Origin of the sequence: Arthrobacter sunyaminii (assembly GCF_018866305.1) — a bacterium.
Classification (GTDB): Bacteria; Actinomycetota; Actinomycetes; order Actinomycetales; family Micrococcaceae; genus Arthrobacter_B; species Arthrobacter_B sunyaminii.
In genome coordinates this window covers 909,102-929,062 of sequence record NZ_CP076456.1, presented here as the reverse complement: position 1 = coordinate 929,062, position 19,961 = coordinate 909,102, and the positions used below count along the sequence as shown (strand labels likewise).

Here is a 19,961-nt window from a genome sequence, read left to right as displayed (position 1 = left end):
CCCCGCCCGGATCCGCGCTAGGCTCGTGCCCAAATTAGTCGTCAACAGGGGGAAACGATGCGCCGGGCACTGACTACGCTGCTGCTGGTCCTGATCACGCTGACCGGGGGTGCCGCCGCTGCCGCTGCCGTTACGCCGGACGAGGTGATCGTCGAAGACACCGCAGGAGTCCTGGACAGCAATACGCTCCTGCCGGCACTGGAAAATATTGAGTTCCGGGAACCCACCACGGTTGCCGTCTATACCTACAACGGGCCTGCGGACAATGAGGACGGAACCGTTCTTAACGCCGAAGTGCTGCGCTTCGCCCGGGAAGAGCACCCCGAGTGGCTCAGCGAAGACGGCCAGAAATGGGCGGACGGCCTGTTCATCTTCGCCCTGGATCCCACGGGCCGGTGGACCGGTACGTACTACGGCGAGGACCGCAAGATATCCCTCGATCAGCAGGAGGACATCCGGAGCGAAACCAATGAGCTGTTCGCCGAGGCCAACTGGACCGAAGGAACCATTGCCGCCGTCGAAGAAGCGGCCAAGCTGATCAACCGTCCCTGGTACCTCTCCCCCGGCGCCATCATCGGATTCATCGTTGCCGGGGTGGCCGCGGCGGGATCGGTCGTCACCTACGTGGTGGTGCGGCGGAACCGCCGGACCAAAAACCGGAAGCTGCTGACCGAGGCCGACGCCAGCTATTCCAGCGTGACCCGGGACCTGGACGCTACGGAGGTCAACGCCAACACCATTCCGGATGATTCCTCCTACGGGTCGCGGGTGCTGGAGGAATACCGCACGTTCATGACGCGCTACAACAAGGCCACGGCGCTGAACAACGCCGCCCACGCCCTCTCCGACAAGGACCTGATGAACCGCAGCAGCACGGTGACGGTGGAAGAGTACGCGGATGCCGCCCTTGAACTGGACGGCCTGGATGACGTCATCGCGGACACCAATGCGCTGCTCAACAAGGCTCCGGGCTGGGAACGGGCCTGGGACCGCCAGACCGATCCGCTGCAGGAGGATCTGGGCCGCCTGGATGACCTGCTGGAAGGCAAGGACGCCGTGGCCAGGGATTCCGCGACCGCCCGCGCACTGCTGGCCTTCCGGCACCAGACCCAAGAGGACCTTGCCGCCGCCGCCACGGAACTGGCTGAGGACCGTATTACCCCCGAACAGGCGCTGGACCGTATCAAGGCCGCCCGGGAAAAGCTCTCGGATCTGCTGGACAAGCACGCCCAAACCGTCATCTCGGCGCAGGCCAAGACGGACAGCGAGCGCAAGCTCATGCAGAAGGAACTGGACAAGGCCTCCGCGCCGGGCCGCCGGGACCGTAGCTACCGTCCCGGAATCGTGGACACGGCCTTCCCCGCCTACTTCTACTACTCGGTGGGAAGCTTCAACACCGGCATCCAGCACGGCACCAGCAGCGTGGAATCGGCCCGCAGCTCCGCGTCCGGCTCCACCGGGTACGGCGGCTCGGGCGGCAGCTTTTCCGGGGCGGGCAGTTCCGGAAGGTTCTGACTGACCTGCAGCAGCTCCCTCCCGTGCGTCTCACACCCTCCGACTTGGACTGACCTACAGGGGAACCCGGGCGTCCGAATGATCAACAAGCCGGCGGGCCGCTCGAGCATGGGCGGAGGCTTCAGCGTTCTGCCGGTCCGATTCAAGCAGGGCCGCGCGCCGTGGACCCGGCACCGTCGCCGGGCTGTCGGTGTGAGGCCGGGAAACCGTCCCTGGATTGCGCCGTGCTTCGGTTTTGGCACGCGCGGCAAGCAGCATTTCCCGGCGGACCGCCGCGCGCTCCCCCGGAGCCAGATACTGCACATGGCGGCCGCTGCTCAGGCGGCGTGCACCCTGGTTGAGCACAAGCCGCAGATCACGCAACCGGGCTTCAACGCTTCCGCCGGGGCGCTCCGTTGCATCCAGGTAGGTGTCACAGGCCCGATGCATCTCCAGCAAAGTATTCGCGGAGGCAGAAGAGCCGGGACGAAGCTCGCTCAGGGTCTCGCGCACCTGCAGACGGATATCAATAACGCTGGAACGGCACCGCACAGGATCTAGCCCGGACTCAGCGGTGCCGGGACCGTTTTCGGCTAGTGCCCGTTTCAGGTGCACCTGGGTGATCAGTGCCTGCAGCGCCCTTCTCTCGCGCGCGCCCTGAAGCCAGCGCAGCCCCGGCACGGCGGCGGCGACGCCGAGAACCACGCCAATCAGGCTTCCCACCAGAAAAAACCACCACATGTTTTGTCCCTCCCCCAGGATGCGGCTCCCGTTCCGCCGCTGAAAGGGAAGAATACGAACACATCGGCCGGTGCACCAGAGAGATTCGTGAAACGGGTAGCAGCTGCTTGCACCTGTGCCGCCAAACACCACGGGGCATGAGATTCCTCGCAGCAGCCGGCCGGGACCCGCCAGCTGGCGGTAAACGCGCCGTTTGGCGTCCAGAAGCGCGTCCTAGCTTAAAAAGATGAAGATCTTCTCGCTTCCCGCGGTGGGACTGGCGGCAGGCGCAGCCGCCGCTGCCGGATTGGCCGCAGCTGTGGCGCTGCACCGGCACCCCCTGCCGTCGGTACTGCTTATTCGCGGGGTTTTCTCCAGTGCCAACAAATTCCAGGCGACGAAAATCCAGCCCCATATTCCCGGTTTCCGCGTCACGCGCCACCGCGGACTGCACTATCTGGGGACCGGCAAACCGTCCCTGGACCTGTTCCTTCCGGCCACAGACCGAAAACCGCTTCCCGTGGTGATGTGGATCCATGGCGGTGCCTGGATCTCAGGCTCCAAGGAAGACGTGGCACCCTACCTGAAGGTCCTCGCCGGTTACGGCTACGCGGTGGTGGGCGTGGGGTATTCCATCTCGCCCGAAGCGGTCTATCCCACCGCGGTAAAAGAGCTGAACGCGGCGCTGGCTTTCATACGCGAACATGCGGACCGCTACGGGCTGGACCCGAACCGCATTGTTCTCGCCGGTGATTCCGCCGGGGCACAGCTGGCCGCCCAGCTGGCACTGGCAGTCACCAACCCGGAGTACGCCCGGGACACCGGTGTTGTCCCCGCGGCCGCACCCGGTCAGCTGCGCGGAATCCTGCTGAACTGCGGCGTTTTCGATTTGGATGCCGTGGCCAGCATGGCAGGCCCCGTGGGCTGGGGCCTGCGGAAGGCACTCTGGTCCTACACCGGATCCAGGGACTGGGCAGCAACCTCGGCCGCAGCCCACATGTCCATCCCGGCGCACGTGGACCACCGCTTTCCGCCCACCTACATTTCCGGCGGCAACGGCGACAATCTGACCCTCACCCAGTCCCTTCCCCTGGCGGACCGGCTGGAGGAACTTGGCGTGCCGGTGGTCCGCAGCTTTTGGCCCCAGGATTACAAGCCGGCTCTGGGCCACGAGTACCAGTTCCAGCTGCACCGTCCCGAGGCAAGGGAATCACTGCAGCAGACCGTTGCCTTCCTGGAAGATGTGACCGGCGTTTCCGCCCTGCCCCGGCGGCCGCTCGAGAAGGTCATCGCCCTGGAGGAGGACCTGCTGGCGGAACTTCCGGAGATCGAGGAGAAACTCGCAGCGTAGCGGTAACCGCAGCCTCAGCTGCGGACGATAACGACGTCCAGGTTCCGCGGCCCGTGCACTCCTTCGACCCGTTCCAGCTCAATGTCCGAGGTGGCGCTGGGACCACTGATCCAGGTCAGCGGACGGGTGCCGTCCAGCCGGCGCAGCGCTTCGGGAAGAATCCCGGCGATGTCCCCCTCCCGCACCACACAAATGTGGTGGTCCGGAACCAGCGTGATGGCGCGCCGGCCCTGGTTCGGGCTGCCGTCCAGAATGATTGTTCCGGTCTCCGCCACGGAGACGGCGCTGCCGGTGACGACGGCGTCCACCGCATCCAGCTCCGCCACGCTCAGCGGCGCGTCTGCGGCGTCGATCCGGCGGCGCCCGGGGGCCGCTGCTTCCGCGTCCGCCAGCCAGGCGCCGTCGATCCCGGCGGGAACCACGTAACTGGCGGCGTCCCGGAGCAGCTCGGCGATCCGCGGAGCCAGCCCCGCTTCATCCACCACGGTGACTCCGGCCTTGTAATCCACCAGCCGGTCCACCAGCAGTTCAATGCGTTCTTCGACGCTCATGCCGGAGTCTTCGCGGTAGGTCCGCGGAATCTCCGGCACCGCAGGGTGATCCCGCAGCGCTGAGCGCAGCCGGTCCAGGATGTCTGTCCGTGCGCTCATGCCTGTTCTCCCGTGTTCGCGGAATCCGTGGGGGTGGACCCCGCAGCGGGATCCTTGTGTTCCTTGGCCCACCAGTCGCGGAACGATGCGGCGGGCGGAGCCGGGATGTCCCGGCTCTGTGTCCAGCCGCCCACAAGGCCGGGCAGCTTGGTGATCTTCTTTTTGCGGCCGGCGGCAATCCGGCCCAGGGGCAGTCCCTTTTCCAGCAATCCAAGATGCTTCCCGGAGGAGAACGCCCAGGAGGCACCCTTCATCATCAAGTCCATCTGGGAGGGCAGCTTCTTCTTGCCCCGCTTGCTGTCCACGTCCTCCGCGCGCAGGTGCACCAGAATTTCCGGGATGTTGATTTTGACCGGGCAGGCGTCATAGCAGGCGCCGCAGAGCGAGGAGGCATACGGCAGCGAACTGTTTTCCTCGGAAGTGATGCCGGTCATCAGCGGCGACAGGATGGCGCCGATGGGCCCCGGATAGGTGGAGCCGTAGGCATGGCCTCCGGTGCGTTCGTACACCGGGCACACATTCATGCACGCCGAGCAGCGGATGCAGTGCAGGGCCGAGCGGCCCATTTCATCGGCCAGGGCGGCGCTGCGGCCGTTGTCCAGGAGCACCAGGTGCACGTTCTGCGGACCGTCGCCTTCGGTGACGCCGGTCCACAGCGAGGTGTAGGGATTCATCCGTTCCCCGGTGGAGGAGCGCGGCAGCAGCTGCATGAACACTTCAAGGTCCTGCCAGGACGGCAGCAGCTTTTCCACGCCCATGACGGTGATCAGGGTTTCGGGCAGGGTCAGGCACATGCGCCCGTTGCCTTCTGATTCGACGACGGCGAGGGTCCCGGCGTCTGCGATCGCAAAGTTGGCACCGGAGATGGCCACCTTGGCGGAAAGGAACTTCCGGCGCAGGTGGGCACGCGCAGCTTCGGCCAGCTTGGCCGGGTTGTCGGTGAGGTCCGGGTCCACGCCGGGCATTTCCCGCAGGAAGATGTCCCGGACCTGGGTGCGGTTTTTGTGGATGGCAGGGACCAGGATGTGGCTGGGCTTGTCATGGTCCAGCTGAACAATCAGCTCGGCCAGGTCGGTTTCAAAGGCGGCAATGCCCTGTTCTTCCAGGTACTCGTTCAGGCCGATTTCCTGGGTGGCCATGGACTTCACCTTGACCACTTCATCCACGCCCTGTTCGCGGATCAGGTCGCGGACAATCTCATTGGCTTCAGCAGCGTCCCGGGCCCAGTGGATGATGCCGCCGCGGGCCGTGAAGTTCTGCTCAAACTGTTCCAGCAGCTCGGGCAGCCGCGCCATGACGGCCTGTTTGGTGGCGCTTCCGGCGCTGCGCAGGTCCTCCCAGTCCGGCAGTTCCCCCACCACCCGCAGCCGCTTGTCGCGGATGGTGTGGGTGGCGTGGCCCAGATTGGCGCGCAGCTGGCTGTTGCCCAGCTCGCGCTTGGCCGCCGCAGGGAAGGACTCGGTGGCGTTGAGGTTGCCCTGCCCGAAGACGGGCAGTGTTGGCATGCCCAGGTAGGTGGTGCTCATCGGGAAGCCTTTCCGCTCACGAGAACGTCTCCGGTGACGGACACCGGATTTTCACGGGTGCTGGCGAGGATATCGGCGAGGTGCAGGGTGGTGACGCTGCTGCCTTCCCGGGAAAGCCCGCCGCCAATGTGCAGCAGGCAGGAAGCGTCTCCGCCGGAGCACAGCTCGGCTCCGGTGGCTCTAATGTTGGCTGTTTTGTCCTCGAGCATGGCGGTGGAAACATCCGCGTTCTTCATCGAGAAGGTGCCGCCGAAGCCGCAGCACTGGTCAGCCTGGGGCAGCGGCTGCACGGTGATCCCGCCAACGGTCTGGAGCAGGTTCAGCTGCCGGTCACCCAGCCGCAGCAGGCGCATGCCGTGGCAGCTGGGGTGGTAGGTGACATTGTGCGGGAACCAGGATCCCAGCTGTTCGGCGGCGTTGGTGATGCCGAGAACGTCGGTCAGGAGTGCGGAAAGCTCATAGGTCTTGGCGCCGACGGCTTCCGCCCGAGCTTCCAGGGCTGCGTCGCCGCAGGACCGGGCCACCATTGCATGCTGGTGTTTCACCGAGGCGACACAGGAACCGGAAGGCGCGACTGCGACGTCGTAGTCCTGCGATTCGAAGGCTTCAATGTGGTTGCGGACCACGGGAACGGCCTCGGGCAGGTATCCGGAGTTCACATGCATCTGCCCGCAGCAGGCCTGCCCGGCGGGGAACACCACTTCGTGCCCCAGCCGCTCGAGGATGGCCACCGTTGCCCGGGCGGTGCGCGGATACATCGCGTCCACGATGCAGGTGGCGAATAGAGCGATTCTCATGGCTGCCTTTCAGCGGGGCAATGCCCCGAACGTGTGGTCTGACCATAGTAGAACATGTTGCGGCGGACACATCCAAGCCCGCCGGTGCTGGTGACCACCATCACAGACATCCGCAATTTGCGCTAGACTCCTTTGGTCTGACCACTGTGGCCTGACCATACCTTGCCCCTCAAAGCGGAGGAACCCCGTGGAGTCGTTCATTCCCAGCACTGATCCGGTGCTCAACAGTGTTGCCGTGTCGGCACTGGTAGCCCTTGTGCCGCTGCTGACCTTCTTTGTGCTGCTTGCCTACGTAAAGGTCAAGGCGCATGTAGCGGGCGGGGTGGCCCTGCTGGTGGCGCTCGCCGTTGCCGTCTTCGCTTTTGAGATGCCGGCGGGCCTGGCCGTACTGTCCGCCACCCAGGGCGCCGTCTTTGGAGCCTTTCCGGTGCTGTGGATTGTCATCATGGCCATCTGGCTCTACCAGATCACCGTCCTGAGCGGTCGGTTCGAGGACCTGCGCCGGGTCTTTGACGTCATCGGCGGCGGTGACGTGCGCGTGCAGGCCATCCTGGTGGCGTTCTGCTTCGGCGGCCTCCTGGAGGCGCTTGCCGGCTTCGGCGCACCCGTGGCCATCACGGCCACCATGCTCGTGGCGCTGGGCATCAAGCCGCTCAAGGCCGCTGCCGCCGTGCTCGTGGCCAACACCGCACCGGTTGCCTTCGGGGCCATGGCCATTCCGATCACCACCGCAGCCTCGCTGACCGGACTCGATGCCGGCCACATCGGCGCAGTTGTTGGGCGGCAGGCACCGGTGCTGGCCGTCGTCGTGCCGCTGATCCTGGTCTTCATCCTCGACGGCCGCCGCGGTGTCCGGGACACCTGGCCCGCCGCCGTGATCACCGGTGTTGCCTTCGCCGTTGCACAGGTGCTCTGCTCCACCTTCTTCTCCTACGAACTCACCGACATCGTGGCTGCACTGGCAGGTCTGGGTGCCGCCGTCGTCTTCCTGAAGTTCTGGCAGCCCCGCGGCCTGGAAGCTGCCCGCGAGCGCATGGGCCTGCCGGCCCTCGCCGTCGGCTCCGCTTCCGTCAACGCCGGCGGTTCCGGAAACCGCAGCCGCAGCGCCGCAGCCGTCAAGGACGGGGACTCGCTGACCCGTTCGCGCACCCTGCTGGCCCTCTTCCCGTATTTCCTGGTGATCCTGATCTTCGGCATCGCCAAGCTGTGGAAGTGGGGCGCGGACGTTCCCGCTTTCCTGGCCTCCACGGACATCAAGGTGCCCTGGCTCTGGCTGCACGACCGCCTGCTCAGTGACGCCGGCGAGCCCGTCTCCTCCACCATTTACACCTTTAACTGGCTCTCCAGCCCGGGCACGCTGCTGCTGATCACGGGGCTTATTGTGTGTGCGGTCTACGCAAAGTACGACGACGGCGGCCGCTACTCCATGACCGTGGGCAACGGTGTGGCGGAGATCTTCCGGACCATCTGGAACATGCGCTGGGCCGGCTTGACCATCCTCTCCGTACTGTCCCTGGCCTACGTCATGAACTTCTCCGGACAGACAGTGTCCATCGGCACCTGGCTCGCCGGAACCGGGGCATTCTTTGCCTTCCTCTCCCCCGTGCTGGGGTGGATCGGCACTGCCGTCACCGGCTCGGACACCTCGGCCAACGCCCTGTTTGCCCGGCTCCAGCAGACCGCCGGGCTTGAGGCCGGCATCGATCCGAACCTCCTCGTGGCGGCCAACACCACCGGCGGCGTGGTGGGCAAGCTGATCAGCCCGCAGAACCTCGCCATTGCAGTCACCGCCGTGAAACTGGACGGCCAGGAATCGGTGCTGCTGCGCAAGGTGGTGGGCTGGAGCGTTGGCCTGCTGCTGGTGCTGTGCACCCTGGTCTACCTGCAGTCCACGCCGATCCTGGGGTGGATGCTGCCGTAGCCGGACTTCCTGTTTCGGGAAGCAGCTGCAGCAGGCTGCGGATGCAGCACAAGTGCGGGGCCGGAGCTTCTCCGGCCCCGCCCTTTGCTGTCCGGCTACCGGAAGTCATGAGGGTCGTTTTCCGGTTCCGGCACATGGCAGGATGGAGCGGTGACAGATCAACCGCGGCGCAGTTATGACCTGCTGCTGGAAAACATTGAAGCCGACCTCCGGTCCGGCGCCATCTCCCTCGGTGACCAGCTCCCCGGCGAACGGACACTTGCCGAGACGTACGGCATCTCCCGGGCCTCCGTGCGGGAGGGCATCCGCATCCTGGATGCCATGGGTGTGCTGCGTTCCTCCTCGGGCTCAGGACCCAAATCCGGAGCGATCATCATCTCCGAGCCGTCGGCCGGACTTTCCTCCGCACTGCGCCTGCACATGGCAAGCAGCAGGCTTCCGGTAGCCGATATTGTCCAGACCCGGATTCTGCTTGAAACCTGGGCGGCAGCAGCGGGTGCCGCCCAACCGCCGTCGGACGCTGCGGACACCGCCCTGGCGAGCGCCGCCGCACTCCTGGAGGCCATGGATGCCCCGGGCATTGAGCGCGAGGCCTACCACCTGCTGGACGCACAGTTCCATGTGGTGCTCAGCTCCCTGGCCGGCAACGCGGTCATTGAAACCATGATGGCCTCCCTCAGCGGCGCGATCAGCGGATATGTGCAGAAAGCCGTGGACAGCATGGATGACTGGCCCGCCGTCATGACACAGCTCCAGCACCACCACCACGGAATCTATGACGCCGTGGCCGCCCGGCGCGGAGACGACGCCGCCAAACTTCTGCGCGAGCACATCCAGTGGTTCTATCTGCAGATTCCGCGGGAAGAGAAGGACGGCTCCTCGTAACATCCGGCCCTGCCCTGCCCCGGCGGCTACTCGAGTATCCCTGCCGGCTGCCGAGGACGGACCGCGGCTGTGGCCTGACCAACTTTCCTCCGGACGTGTTCCCGCCTACATTTGAAGGCGGGAGCACCGTCGTTCCCTCTGGATGGTTGGATCAGGATTAGATGAGCGTTCAAACAGCAGTTCCGACAGCGGCGTCCTTTGCGGCGCTTGGCACAAAGGACATCAGCACCCGGGACATCGACCGCCGCAAAATGGCCCACGATGCCTCGCACTACCTGCTGATTCCGGAAGCGGTGGCCACGCCCCGCACGGCAGACGACGTCGGCTCCCTCCTGCGCCGCAGCCGTGAACTGGGGATTCCGGCCACCTTCCGCTCCGGCGGCACCTCCCTGTCCGGCCAAAGCCAGAGCGACAGCCTGCTGATTAACACCCGCCAGCATTTCCGCGGCATCGAGGTGCTCGACGGCGGTGGCCGGGTCCGGGTGCAGCCCGGCGCCACGGTGCGCGCGGTCAACTCCCGGCTGGCAGCCCACGGACGCAAACTTGGCCCCGACCCGGCGTCGGAAATCGCCTGCACCATTGGCGGCGTCGTCGCCAACAATTCTTCAGGCATGGCCTGCGGCACGGAATTCAACACCTACCAGACCATCGAGTCCATGGTGATGGTGCTGCCCTCGGGCACCGTGATCGACACTGCCGCCCCCGACGCCGAGACCAAGCTGCGGACCCTGGAACCGGAACTTTTCGAAGGTTTGCTGCGCCTGCGCGGACGCATTGTGGCCAACCCGCACTCCGTGGCCACCATCGAGCGGCTGTTCTCCATGAAGAACACCATGGGCTACGGCCTGAACGCGTTCCTGGACTACGAAAGTCCGGTGGACATCCTGACCCACCTCATGGTCGGCAGCGAGGGAACCCTGGGCTTCGTGGCCGAAGCAACCTTCCGCACCATTCCGGCGCTGCCCAAGGTGGCCACCGGGCTGATGTTCTTCGACTCGCTGGACCGTGCCGCCACCGCCCTTCCCGAGCTGGTGGCCTCCGGACTGGCCACTATCGAACTGATGGACTCGACGTCGCTGCGCGTGGCCGCGGCGGATCCCGCCGCTCCGCCGGAACTGCGGAATCTGGACATCGTCTCCCATGCCGCTCTGCTGGTGGAGCACCAGGGACGCACCGCGGAAGAGCTGGCCGATAAGCGCGAAGCCTCGCGGGGCCTTTTTGAATCGCTGGCGCTGGCGGCTCCGTTTGCCATGACGGACAACGCCAAGGACCGCGCTGCCATGTGGCACCTGCGCAAGGGCCTTTACACCACTGTGGCCGGCGCCCGTCCTTCGGGCACCAACGCCCTGCTGGAGGACATTGTGGTTCCGGTGCCGTCACTGGCTTCCACCTGCAAGGAACTGTCACGGCTCTTCGCCGAGCACCGCTACCAGGACTCGGTCATCTTCGGCCACGCCAAGGACGGCAACATCCACTTCATGCTCAACGAGCGCTTCGATGATCCGGTGGAACTGGCCCGCTACCAGGCGTTTACCGAGGAGATGGTGGACCTGGTGCTGGACAACGGCGGCTCGCTGAAGGCCGAGCACGGCACCGGCCGGATCATGGCCCCCTTTGTCCGCCGGCAGTACGGCGACGAGCTGTATGAGGTCATGTGCGAGCTGAAGGCCCTGGTTGATGCACCGAACCTGCTCAACCCCGGCGTCATCATCAACGATGACCCGGCGTCCTACATCGCAGACCTCAAGGTGGCCCCCACAGTTGAAGCCGAGGTGGACCGCTGCGTGGAGTGCGGCTACTGCGAGCCGGTCTGCCCCAGCAAGGACCTCACCACCACGCCGCGCCAGCGCATTGTGCTGCGCCGGGAAATCGCTGCCGCCGAAGCCCGCGGGGACACTGTCCTGGCCAAGGAACTGCGCAAGGACTATGAGTACGACGGCGTCCAGACGTGCGCTGCGGACGGCATGTGCGTCACGGCGTGCCCGGTGCTGATTAACACCGGCGACCTGGTGCGCCGGCTGCGCAAGGAAAACGCCAATGCAGTTGCCGATGCCGGATGGAAGACCGCCGCCGAGCACTGGTCCACCGTCACGGTGGCCGGCGGCAAGGCACTGAGCCTGGCCAACGCCATGCCGGCGCTGCTGCCCAAGGCGGCCACCGCCGTCGCCCGCGCCGTGGCCGGCACCGAAAACGTTCCCGCCTATGAAACCGTGCTGCCCGCCGGCGGCACCAAACGCACACCGCGGGAGGACCCGGCCGCCGTGGCCGTCTACTTCCCGGCCTGCATCGGCACCATGTTCGGTCCGGCCGGCAAAGGGGAGGGCGTCTCCGCGGCCTTCCTGGAGCTGTGCGGGCGCGCGGACATCGGTGTGCGGATTCCGGCGGGCATCGAAGACCTGTGCTGCGGCACGCCCTGGAAGTCCAAGGGCTACGGCAAGGGCTATGCGGTCATGACCGAACGCGTGCTCGCGAACCTGTGGGAAGCCACCGGCGGCGGCGCGCTGCCCGTGGTCTGCGACGCGGCCTCCTGCACCGAGGGCCTGGACACCATGAAACGGCTGGCCGGAGAAAGCCCGGACTATCCCGGGCTGCAGTTCATCGATTCAGTGGACTTCGTCCGGGACACCGTCCTGCCGCAGCTGACCGTGACCCGGAAGCTGCCCTCGATGGCCCTGCATCCCACGTGTTCTTCCACCCAGCTCGGGGCCAACGATGCCCTGCAGGCGATTGCCCGGGCTGCGGCGGAGGAAGTGTTTGTGCCGCCAAGCTGGGGCTGCTGCGCCTTTGCGGGTGACCGCGGGCTGCTGCATCCGGAGCTGACGGCTTCAGCCACGGACAAGCAGGCGGCGGAAATCAACGAACGCGAGTTCGCTGCCTATGCCTCCGTGAACCGGACCTGTGAGATCGGCATGTCCAAGGCCACGGGCCACACCTACCGTCATGTGCTGGAGTACCTGGCCGAAGCCACGCGGTAAGTCGCGCGTTCGTTGTCGCTCAGGGATGCTGGGACTCCGACGGCAGCGTGGGCGGAATCTCGGGGAGCTCCTGCAGCGACCACTGGTTGCCGTCCGGACCGCTGAAATACACGAAGGTCCCCCAATCCAGCGGGGTGATGTCGCTGACGGCCACGCCATGGTCCACCAGATGCTGCCGTGCATCCGCTGCGCTGGGAACCACCACCTGGATCCGCTGCGTACCGGGGACCATGTCCGTGGTCCCCGGGCCGATGACCACGGAACAGGCCGATCCCGGCGGCGTCAGCTGCACGAAGCGCAGCTCCGGATTCACGCGCTCATCGAAGTCCGCATTGAAACCGAGCTGGTCCACGTAGAACGCCTTAGCTGCGTCTACGTCGGACACCGGTACGGGTACAAGTTCGATCTTCCAGTCCATGCCTTCACGCTAAAGCCACCGTTGGAAGCGTTGAACTGTTCTGCGGTCAGGTGTTGTCCGCAGACCTCCCCCGCTTCACCCACTACCCTTTCATCCCGAAAACGTCACGGATTAGTTGAGAAAATCATTCGTATACGTCTGGGAGAGATCTATCTCCGCTTCCCCCACCTCGGGGTTGGCTATCCGTTGGGTCTCGAGAACTGCTTCAGCACCCGACTCGGTGAAAACGCCGTCTTTGCTGAGGGTCAGTTTTAGTTCCTCAATGACGGCTGCGTACTGAGACGGGTCTCCTCCGGCGAATGTCTCGGGCATTTCGGCGGCAATCTGCTCCCCGGAGTGCTCGGCGACATACTCAAGGGTGCGCCTGATCGCTGTCGCCAGTTTTTCCGCCGTCTCGGGATTCTTCTCCAACCAGGCCTCGGTGGCATACAGGCTTGAGGACGGCCATGCATCGGTGCCGAACACTTCCTGCAGCCCCTCCGGGGTCCGGACGTCCTCCAGGATTGTCGGCTTCACCCCGATCCGCTTTTCCAGCACGGTTATGTCCGGTTCCAGCATGATTGCTGCGTCCACTTGGCCCTGCTCCACTGCGGCAACCGCGGAGGAACCGGCACCTATGGCGGAGACGGCTGCGGCGTCAATCTCCATGCCGTTTTGGGACAGCAGGTACTTCACGAACATGTCCGTTGAAGACCCCGGCGCCGTGACTCCGACGTTTTTGCCCTTCAGATCGGCAACAGACTTGATAGTGTCCTTATTCTTCTCCGACACCACCAGAGCGAGTCCGGAGGAGAGGTTCATGTTGACGAACGCCTTAACCGGCTGGTTTTTTGCCTGCATCTGGATCGTGTGCTCGTAGTAACCGCTCGTGACCTCGGTGCTTCCTCCGATCATGGCGGTCAGTGCCTTGGATCCGCCCTGAAGGTCCTGCAAGTCAACGTCGAGACCCTCCTCTTCGAAGTAGCCCAACTCGTCGGCCAGGGTCGTTGGAAGGTAAGTCAGCAGCGTTTGGCCGCCAATGCCGATGACCACTTTCTGGCCTTCCCCGCCCTCATCGCCGCCTGCCTGCCCTGGCGGAGCCGAAGACGGCGTGCCGCAGGCGGAAACCGCCAGGGCCAATCCGGCCAAAAACGCAGAACCCCGGATTCCCCGGCTGAGGCTTCGGCGCCTGTTTTCAACGGTATTCATGGAGTTTCCCCTTCGAGGTGCGGATAGTGATTAGACCGGGTTTGACGCGATGAAGTTACTGAGACTGGTTAGGACGCCAGCGGAGGAGGTGACGCTCCAACCGGTTCACGAGGATGTCGATGATGAGTACAACGATCATGAGAATGAACATTCCGGCAAATACACCTTGGGTATCGAAGACACCCTGGGCCTGAGCAATGGCATAGCCGACGCCAGCAGAGGCACCAAGATACTCGCCGACCACAGCACCGGTGATAGCGAATCCAACACTGATGTGCAGGCTCGAAAAGATCCAGGTGAGCGCGCTGGGAATAAAAACGTGGCGGAGCAGCTGCTTCTCGCTGGCTCCGAGCATCCTGGCGTTATTAACAAGGACGCGGTCAACGCTCTTGACGCCTTCGAGGGTGTTGAAGAAAACGATGAAGAAAACAAGCGTGAATCCGAATGCGACTTTTGACCAAATGCCCAGCCCGAACCACAGCAGGAAGATGGGCGCCAGCACCACGCGGGGCAGGGCATTGAAGGCCTTAAGAAAGGGGTCCAGGAGCCGTTCCAGGACGGTGACGCGTGCGAGCAGGAAGCCCAGGAACAGGCCGGCTGCGGCTCCGGTTATGAAGGCCAGAATCGCTTCCTGCATAGTCACCCACAGGTGCGGAAAAACGTAACCCGTTGATATCCATTCCCAGACCGTCACGAGGATGTCGGAAGGAAGCGGGAAGAAGAATTCATCAATGATGCCGGCCCGGGCCAGCAGCTCCCACGAACCGAGCACAGTGATGGTGATGGCCAGTTGTCCCAGGCGAATGGATAACCCTGACGCGTCGAGATTCTTCCTGGCGGGGCGGCGTTGCGGAGCGGTGCCGGCGTTACGACGGGCTGGGGCCAGAGTCATGCAACATCACTTTCGTCGTTCTGGGCTGATGCGTAAGTCTTTGAGACCTCAACTTTCAGGCGACCCCAGATCTCACGGTGGATTTCCACGAATTTCGGATCGTCCCTAATATCCAGCAGATCGCGGGGCCGGGGAATGGTGATGTCATAGCTTCCGACCACAGTGCTTCCCGGTCCGGCACCAAGGATGATCACCTCGTCCGACAGCGCGATGGCCTCATCAAGGTCGTGGGTGATAAACACAACCGCTTTTCCTGACTCTGACCACAGCTGAAGAAGTTCATTCTCCATAATCTGGCGGGTTTGGACGTCGAGAGCCGAAAAGGGTTCGTCCATGAGGAGGATGTCGGGGTCGACAATCCACGCCTGCGCTATTGCCGTACGTTTCTTCATCCCGCCGCTGAGCTGGTGCGGATAGTGATCGGCGAACTTCCTCATGCCGACCTTTTCGAGCCAGCGCAGAGATTCCGAGCGCGCCTCCACTTTCGGAACGCCCGCCATTGTCAGGCCAAGGCTGACGTTGTCGATCACCGATTTCCACGGAAGCAGGGCATCTTGCTGGAACATGTAGGACGCACGGCGGTTGACACCATTCACGGGTTCACCAAAGCTCCGCACAGTGCCCGACGTCGGTGAAAGAAGTCCCGCTGCCATGTTCAGAATGGTCGATTTTCCCGAGCCGGTTGGACCGACGATCGATACGAACCTGCCGGGCTCGACCTTCAGGTCTATGTCCCGAACTGCGAAATACGACCCGCCGCCGGGAGTTGCGAACTCCTTCGTGCAGGCGCTCAGGTCAACCGCATACGGTGACGGTTGTGCTCGTGCAGGATGCGTCATTGCTCATCTCCTGAACCACATTGTGGGCTATGTCTCACATGGTGAAAGACAGGCTAACAGTAAGTGGGCAATCTGCACAGCGTTATAAATCGAGGTTTCGGCCCTGCCCGCTCCCCGCCTTATGCGCAACTGAACTGTTGGACTGGGCGGCCGCCGGCGTGCCTAGGATGGGTCTATGGTTGCTACCGGATCGTCCGCCCCTGCCCCTTTGCTTGTACTGAGGAAGATCAGCGACATTCTCGATGCCTTCTCGCTGCGCCGCCCCGAGCTGACGCTCACGGACATCCGGGAGGCGACCGGGCTCCCGACGTCGACCGTTCAGCGCCTGGTGGGGAATCTGGTGGCAAATGGATTCCTAGACCGGACGGGAGATCATTACCGGGTGGGGCTGAAGATGGCTTTCTGGGCCGCGCCGGCCACCCACGACCTCGATCGACTACAGATCCTGAAGCCGGTGCTGGCGGATCTGCGGGACCGACTGGGTGAAACCGTCTGTTTTTTTGAATCCTCTATGCACTACCGTGTCTGCGTTGCCATGGCGGAAACCCGGCACATGCTGCGCCGCGAAATGAAGGTTGGCAGGATCCTGCCCCTCCATGCCGGATCAGCCGGCCGCGTGCTGCTCGCCTGGACCGCAGGACTCATGGATGAAATGGTCACGGAGTCCCTGGACCAACTCACTGAAACCACCATCACGGACCGGAAACTACTGGAGGAAGCCGTCATTCAGACCCGGCGGGACGGCTATGCGATCACCACGGGCGAAAGGCAGTCCGGTGCCAGTGGCCTGTCTGCACCGGTATTCGATTCCCAGGGTGACATCGTTGGAGCCGTCACCGTCATGGGGCCGACGCTGCGCATGCCGCTGGATGTGTGCGAACAGTGGGTTGAGGACCTGTTGGCAGCGGCCGAACAGATCACCAGGATGCTTGGCGGCAGGCATCCCCAGGATGCCGCGTCCCCTCGCGATGCGACCTCCTAACGGCCCTCGCCCTCGAGAACCCAGCTAAACGCCTTGGCTTCCGACCGTGCTCCCTGTGCGGCTTTTGAGCGGCTCGGTTCATCGACCTCTGCCGTGACCTTCTCGCCCAGGCGTACCACCGCGGCAAACGCTTCCGTTGTCAGCCATGCAGGGCGGAGCGCGAAGAGCAGGTCTTCCGTGGCAGTGTTTCCCGAAGCGCCCGGAGCGAACGGGCATCCGCCAAGTCCTCCGAGGGCACCATCAACCATGGTGGCACCTGAGCTGATTGCGGCCATCGCGTTGGCCACTCCCATCCCCCACGTGTCATGTCCGTGGAAGACGATTTCCGCGAAGACACCAGTGCCGCGAACCTTTTTAATCAGTGCCTCCACGTCGCCGGGGAATGCCTGCCCCAGCGTATCGCAGATGACGACCCCGTCCGTGCCCTCGGCCCTGGGGTCCAGCACCAGTTCAAGTACGCGCTCCGGGTCGACATTTCCGTCGAAGGGACAGGTAAAGGACGTGGCCAGGCACAGCTGGATGGTCGCTCCGGCTGCATGAGCGAGCTCAACGGCTTCCGGCAGGGCATCCATGCTCGCCTCCGTTGTCCGTCCAATGTTTTCCAGGTTGTGCGCGTCGGTGACGCTCAGGCAGTACTGCAGGTGCCTTGCTCCTGCAGCCACCGCCCTGCGGACGTTACCCGGCGTCGCGACCCAGACGTAGCAGTGCTCACGTTCCTCCGGAGTAAGTTCAGTCAGAAGCTCGACCGTGTTGGCCATGGACGGGACCAAGTCGGGGCGCGCCATGGAGCCCACCTCGATGGCGGTAACCCCGGCAGCCAGAAGGTCCCGCACAATTTGTGCTTTCCTTTCCACCGGCAGGATTCCGCCCGTAAGCTGAAGTCCGTCGCGCAGGGTGACATCGCGGAGAACTATTCTGTTACCGGCGGGATTCATGTTTTCTCCAGTTCCGTTTGCTCGATGAAAGCGCTGGCCTCCACCGGTGTCTTGCCGAGCAGCCCGACGAGGATGTCATACGTATCGGCACCGAGGTCCGGGCCCAGGTTCCGGATCGGCAGTGATGCTCCGCCGATGACGGGGGTAATTCCGGGGAATGCGACATCGTGGAAGGTTTTTTCGCCGTCCGAGACGTCCAAATGCTGAATCATATTTCGGGCCCTGTACTGCTCGTCATTGACGATGTCTTCCGCAGTGTAGATGGGCCCGGAAGGGACTCCTGCCTGTTCCAACTGCGCCAGCGCATCCTCGGCCGTGTGCTGCGCCGTCCAAGTACCTATCGCCTCATCCAGTTCCTCGCGCTGCAACCAGCGTTGGGCATTGGATTCGAGGCCCGGATCGCTAGCGAGATCCGGGCGCCCGATGGTGTGCATGTACCGCTTGAAGATTCCGTCCCCGTTTCCCGCAACCACAATGCTGGCCCCATCAGCGCAGATATAGGCATTGGACGGGGCGATTCCCTCCATCCGGCCGCCGGTGCGTTCACGGTGTAGCCCGTAGGCACTGTAGTCGGGTATCAGTGATTCCATGACGGAGAGCATGGCCTCATTTAGTGCGACATCTATGATTCGGTCGTCGATTGGTGGTCGCGCCACGCCTTGTTCCCGCTGGCGGGCGAAGAGCGCCATGACTGATCCGAAGGCCGCATAGAGTCCGGCGATCGAGTCGCCGATGGATACACCCACGCGGACCGGGGGACGATCCGCATCGCCAACAAGATTCCTGAATCCCCCGTAGGCTTCGGCTACGGCAGCGAAGCCTGGACGTGAGGACATGGGACCGGTCTGGCCAAATGCCGAGATTCTGGTGACGATGATGCCTGGTTTTGCCGCTTCCAGGTCCGCCGGGCCAAGACCCCATTTCTCAAGGGTTCCGGGACGGAAATTCTCCAGCACTATGTCGCACTGCTCCACCAGTTCGAGGACGCAGCGCCGACCTTCTTCAGTCCGGAGGTCCACCACCATGGACTTCTTGTTGCGGTTTATCGTTCGATACAGCATTGATGTGGTGCCCGACCCTAGACGCCAGTTCCTGATTTCATCACCGGTTCGGGGCCGCTCGATCTTGATCACCTCGGCTCCGAAGTCGGCAAGGAGCCGACCTGCTGTAGGGGCGGCGATATAGTTACCGAGCTCGAGGACACGGATACCTCTCAGCGGCGCGGCCTGATGGGTGGAAGCCACAATGCCCTTTCTTAAGGAAGAGACGAAGGATCATGATGACGCCGGATGAGAGTACATTCGATGCGCTCCCACAGTATGAACACGAACCCACATTGTGAGTCAACCATCCTGTCTCAGGAATCGTACTTATTTCGGGATGCCCCACGCTCGTCCCTACAGCCGCCGGTCGCCTCCCCGCCACATGAAACATCAGGGTGCTGAGGAATAAACCCCGTTGCGGGCCTTGTTGACGCCTACATGACTGATACGACGGAAACCTCACCCGCCCTGTCCCCCACCATCGACCTCAAGGACCTCGGCACCGTACACCGCCTGGGCTTCGGCGCCATGCGGATTGTGGGACCCGGCGTCTGGGGCGAACCGGAAAGCCGGGGCACCGCCGTCGACGTGGTGCGCCGCGCCGTCGAGCTGGGCGTTGACTTCATCGACACCGCCGACTCCTACGGCCCGAACATCAGCGAAGAGATCATCGCCGAGGCGCTCTACCCCTACCCGGACGGCGTGCGGATTGCCACCAAGGTCGGCTTTGTCCGCACCGGACCGGACGTCTGGGTTCCGGTGGGCCGCCCGGAGTACCTGCGCCAGCAGACCGAGCTGTCGCTGCGCAAGCTCAAGGTCGACTCCCTTGACCTGCTGCAGCTGCACCGCATTGATCCGAAGGTGGACCGCGACGAGCAGTTCGCCGTGCTGCGCGACCTGCAGCAGGAGGGCAAGGTCAAGGCCCTGGGCCTGTCCCAGGTCTCCGTCGAGGATCTGGAAGCCGCCGCCAGGTTCTTCACCGTCTCCACTGTGCAGAACCGCTACAACCTCACCGACCGTTCCTCCGAGGATGTCCTGAAGTATTCCGAGGACAACGGCATCGGCTTCATCCCGTGGGCACCGATTTCCGCCGGCGAGCTGGCAAAGCAGGGCGGCCCCGTTGATGAGGCAGCCAAGTGCCTCGGTGCCAGCACCTCGCAGGTGGCCCTGGCATGGCTCCTGCGCCGGTCCCCGGTCATAATGCCCATCCCGGGCACCGGTTCCATCGCCCACCTCGAAGACAACCTGGGTGCCGCCAACATCGCACTCGACGACGCCACCTTCGCGGAGCTCGACGCCGCCGGCGCCGCCGCAGCCGCCAAGTAAACAGACTTTCCCCACTGTT

The 19,961-nt window shown here is 64.0% G+C and carries 17 protein-coding genes; 7 read left to right on the top strand and 10 right to left on the bottom strand.

Going from position 1 to position 19,961, the window contains the following annotated elements:
• The first annotated feature begins 57 nt into the window (after positions 1-57).
• A complete protein-coding gene (locus KG104_RS04040) occupies positions 58-1,515 on the top strand; it encodes a DUF5129 domain-containing protein (RefSeq protein WP_207347366.1) in 1,458 nt (485 codons plus the stop codon).
• A gap of 54 nt (positions 1,516-1,569) precedes the next feature.
• On the opposite strand, the gene KG104_RS04035 is transcribed toward KG104_RS04040, so the two are convergent.
• Positions 1,570-2,235, bottom strand: coding sequence for a hypothetical protein (locus tag KG104_RS04035; RefSeq protein WP_207347365.1), 666 nt, complete (start codon positions 2,233-2,235; stop codon positions 1,570-1,572).
• Positions 2,236-2,461: 226 nt separating this feature from the next.
• Here KG104_RS04035 and KG104_RS04030 point away from each other — a divergent pair, with 226 nt between their 5' ends.
• On the top strand, positions 2,462-3,565 hold the full coding sequence (locus KG104_RS04030; RefSeq protein WP_207347364.1) for an alpha/beta hydrolase: 1,104 nt from the start codon (positions 2,462-2,464) through the stop codon (positions 3,563-3,565).
• Positions 3,566-3,579: 14 nt separating this feature from the next.
• On the opposite strand, the gene KG104_RS04025 is transcribed toward KG104_RS04030, so the two are convergent.
• Genes KG104_RS04025 through KG104_RS04015 form a run of 3 tightly spaced genes read right to left on the bottom strand, consistent with a single transcriptional unit; the run spans position 3,580 to position 6,538 of the window.
• A complete protein-coding gene (locus KG104_RS04025) occupies positions 3,580-4,215 on the bottom strand; it encodes a LutC/YkgG family protein (RefSeq protein WP_207347363.1) in 636 nt (211 codons plus the stop codon).
• The gene (locus KG104_RS04020) at positions 4,212-5,741 is read right to left on the bottom strand and encodes a LutB/LldF family L-lactate oxidation iron-sulfur protein (protein WP_207347362.1); all 1,530 of its coding nucleotides are present in this window, start codon (positions 5,739-5,741) and stop codon (positions 4,212-4,214) included. The genes KG104_RS04025 and KG104_RS04020 overlap by 4 nt, the downstream gene beginning before the upstream one ends.
• On the bottom strand, positions 5,738-6,538 hold the full coding sequence (locus KG104_RS04015) for a (Fe-S)-binding protein (RefSeq protein ID WP_207347361.1): 801 nt from the start codon (positions 6,536-6,538) through the stop codon (positions 5,738-5,740). The genes KG104_RS04020 and KG104_RS04015 overlap by 4 nt, the downstream gene beginning before the upstream one ends.
• Positions 6,539-6,725: 187 nt before the next feature.
• Between KG104_RS04015 and KG104_RS04010 the strand changes: the two genes are divergently transcribed.
• The 3 genes from KG104_RS04010 to KG104_RS04000 all read left to right on the top strand — a co-directional run bounded on the left by KG104_RS04010 (position 6,726) and on the right by KG104_RS04000 (position 12,319).
• Positions 6,726-8,459: an L-lactate permease gene (locus KG104_RS04010; RefSeq protein ID WP_207347360.1), complete on the top strand. Its 1,734-nt coding sequence runs from the start codon at positions 6,726-6,728 to the stop codon at positions 8,457-8,459.
• A 150-nt stretch (positions 8,460-8,609) separates the two neighbouring features.
• Positions 8,610-9,344, top strand: a complete 735-nt coding sequence (locus tag KG104_RS04005) for a FadR/GntR family transcriptional regulator (protein WP_104161592.1) — start codon at positions 8,610-8,612, stop codon at positions 9,342-9,344.
• 161 nt (positions 9,345-9,505) lie between these two features.
• Positions 9,506-12,319, top strand: a complete 2,814-nt coding sequence (locus tag KG104_RS04000) for an FAD-binding and (Fe-S)-binding domain-containing protein (RefSeq protein ID WP_207347359.1) — start codon at positions 9,506-9,508, stop codon at positions 12,317-12,319.
• Positions 12,320-12,338: 19 nt separating this feature from the next.
• On the opposite strand, the gene KG104_RS03995 is transcribed toward KG104_RS04000, so the two are convergent.
• The 4 genes from KG104_RS03995 to KG104_RS03980 all read right to left on the bottom strand — a co-directional run bounded on the left by KG104_RS03995 (position 12,339) and on the right by KG104_RS03980 (position 15,656).
• A complete protein-coding gene (locus KG104_RS03995) occupies positions 12,339-12,737 on the bottom strand; it encodes a VOC family protein (RefSeq protein WP_207347358.1) in 399 nt (132 codons plus the stop codon).
• A gap of 111 nt (positions 12,738-12,848) precedes the next feature.
• Positions 12,849-13,925, bottom strand: a complete 1,077-nt coding sequence (locus KG104_RS03990; protein WP_207347357.1) for an ABC transporter substrate-binding protein — start codon at positions 13,923-13,925, stop codon at positions 12,849-12,851.
• A gap of 55 nt (positions 13,926-13,980) precedes the next feature.
• Positions 13,981-14,817, bottom strand: a complete 837-nt coding sequence (locus KG104_RS03985) for an ABC transporter permease (protein ID WP_207347356.1) — start codon at positions 14,815-14,817, stop codon at positions 13,981-13,983.
• Positions 14,814-15,656, bottom strand: coding sequence for an ABC transporter ATP-binding protein (locus KG104_RS03980; protein WP_207347355.1), 843 nt, complete (start codon positions 15,654-15,656; stop codon positions 14,814-14,816). Before KG104_RS03980 ends, KG104_RS03985 begins: the two co-directional genes overlap by 4 nt.
• Before the next feature lie 175 nt (positions 15,657-15,831).
• Between KG104_RS03980 and KG104_RS03975 the strand changes: the two genes are divergently transcribed.
• Positions 15,832-16,638: an IclR family transcriptional regulator gene (locus KG104_RS03975; RefSeq protein ID WP_207347354.1), complete on the top strand. Its 807-nt coding sequence runs from the start codon at positions 15,832-15,834 to the stop codon at positions 16,636-16,638.
• Here KG104_RS03975 and KG104_RS03970 read toward each other — a convergent pair.
• Entirely contained in the window at positions 16,635-17,573 is a 939-nt protein-coding gene (locus tag KG104_RS03970; RefSeq protein ID WP_207347353.1) for a beta/alpha barrel domain-containing protein, read from the bottom strand. The genes KG104_RS03975 and KG104_RS03970 overlap by 4 nt on opposite strands.
• Complete coding sequence (locus KG104_RS03965; RefSeq protein ID WP_372434142.1) at positions 17,570-18,817, bottom strand: CaiB/BaiF CoA transferase family protein; 1,248 nt, start codon at positions 18,815-18,817, stop codon at positions 17,570-17,572. Before KG104_RS03965 ends, KG104_RS03970 begins: the two co-directional genes overlap by 4 nt.
• A 237-nt stretch (positions 18,818-19,054) precedes the next feature.
• On the opposite strand from KG104_RS03965, the gene KG104_RS03960 reads away from it, so the two are divergent.
• A complete protein-coding gene (locus tag KG104_RS03960) occupies positions 19,055-19,942 on the top strand; it encodes an aldo/keto reductase (protein WP_207347352.1) in 888 nt (295 codons plus the stop codon).
• The last annotated feature ends 19 nt before the right edge of the window (positions 19,943-19,961 follow it).

Bases quoted from the DNA above. Each gene is read 5' to 3' on its own strand.
- KG104_RS04040 (WP_207347366.1), top strand. From the start codon at position 58: ATGCGCCGGGCACTGACTACGCTGCTGCTGGTCCTGATCACGCTGACC.
- KG104_RS04035 (WP_207347365.1), bottom strand. From the start codon at position 2,235: ATGTGGTGGTTTTTTCTGGTGGGAAGCCTGATTGGCGTGGTTCTCGGC.
- KG104_RS04030 (WP_207347364.1), top strand. From the start codon at position 2,462: ATGAAGATCTTCTCGCTTCCCGCGGTGGGACTGGCGGCAGGCGCAGCC.
- KG104_RS04025 (WP_207347363.1), bottom strand. From the start codon at position 4,215: ATGAGCGCACGGACAGACATCCTGGACCGGCTGCGCTCAGCGCTGCGG.
- KG104_RS04020 (WP_207347362.1), bottom strand. From the start codon at position 5,741: ATGAGCACCACCTACCTGGGCATGCCAACACTGCCCGTCTTCGGGCAG.
- KG104_RS04015 (WP_207347361.1), bottom strand. From the start codon at position 6,538: ATGAGAATCGCTCTATTCGCCACCTGCATCGTGGACGCGATGTATCCG.
- KG104_RS04000 (WP_207347359.1), top strand. From the start codon at position 9,506: ATGAGCGTTCAAACAGCAGTTCCGACAGCGGCGTCCTTTGCGGCGCTT.
- KG104_RS03995 (WP_207347358.1), bottom strand. From the start codon at position 12,737: ATGGACTGGAAGATCGAACTTGTACCCGTACCGGTGTCCGACGTAGAC.
- KG104_RS03990 (WP_207347357.1), bottom strand. From the start codon at position 13,925: ATGAATACCGTTGAAAACAGGCGCCGAAGCCTCAGCCGGGGAATCCGG.
- KG104_RS03985 (WP_207347356.1), bottom strand. From the start codon at position 14,817: ATGACTCTGGCCCCAGCCCGTCGTAACGCCGGCACCGCTCCGCAACGC.
- KG104_RS03980 (WP_207347355.1), bottom strand. From the start codon at position 15,656: ATGACGCATCCTGCACGAGCACAACCGTCACCGTATGCGGTTGACCTG.
- KG104_RS03975 (WP_207347354.1), top strand. From the start codon at position 15,832: ATGGTTGCTACCGGATCGTCCGCCCCTGCCCCTTTGCTTGTACTGAGG.
- KG104_RS03970 (WP_207347353.1), bottom strand. From the start codon at position 17,573: ATGAATCCCGCCGGTAACAGAATAGTTCTCCGCGATGTCACCCTGCGC.
- KG104_RS03960 (WP_207347352.1), top strand. From the start codon at position 19,055: ATGACTGATACGACGGAAACCTCACCCGCCCTGTCCCCCACCATCGAC.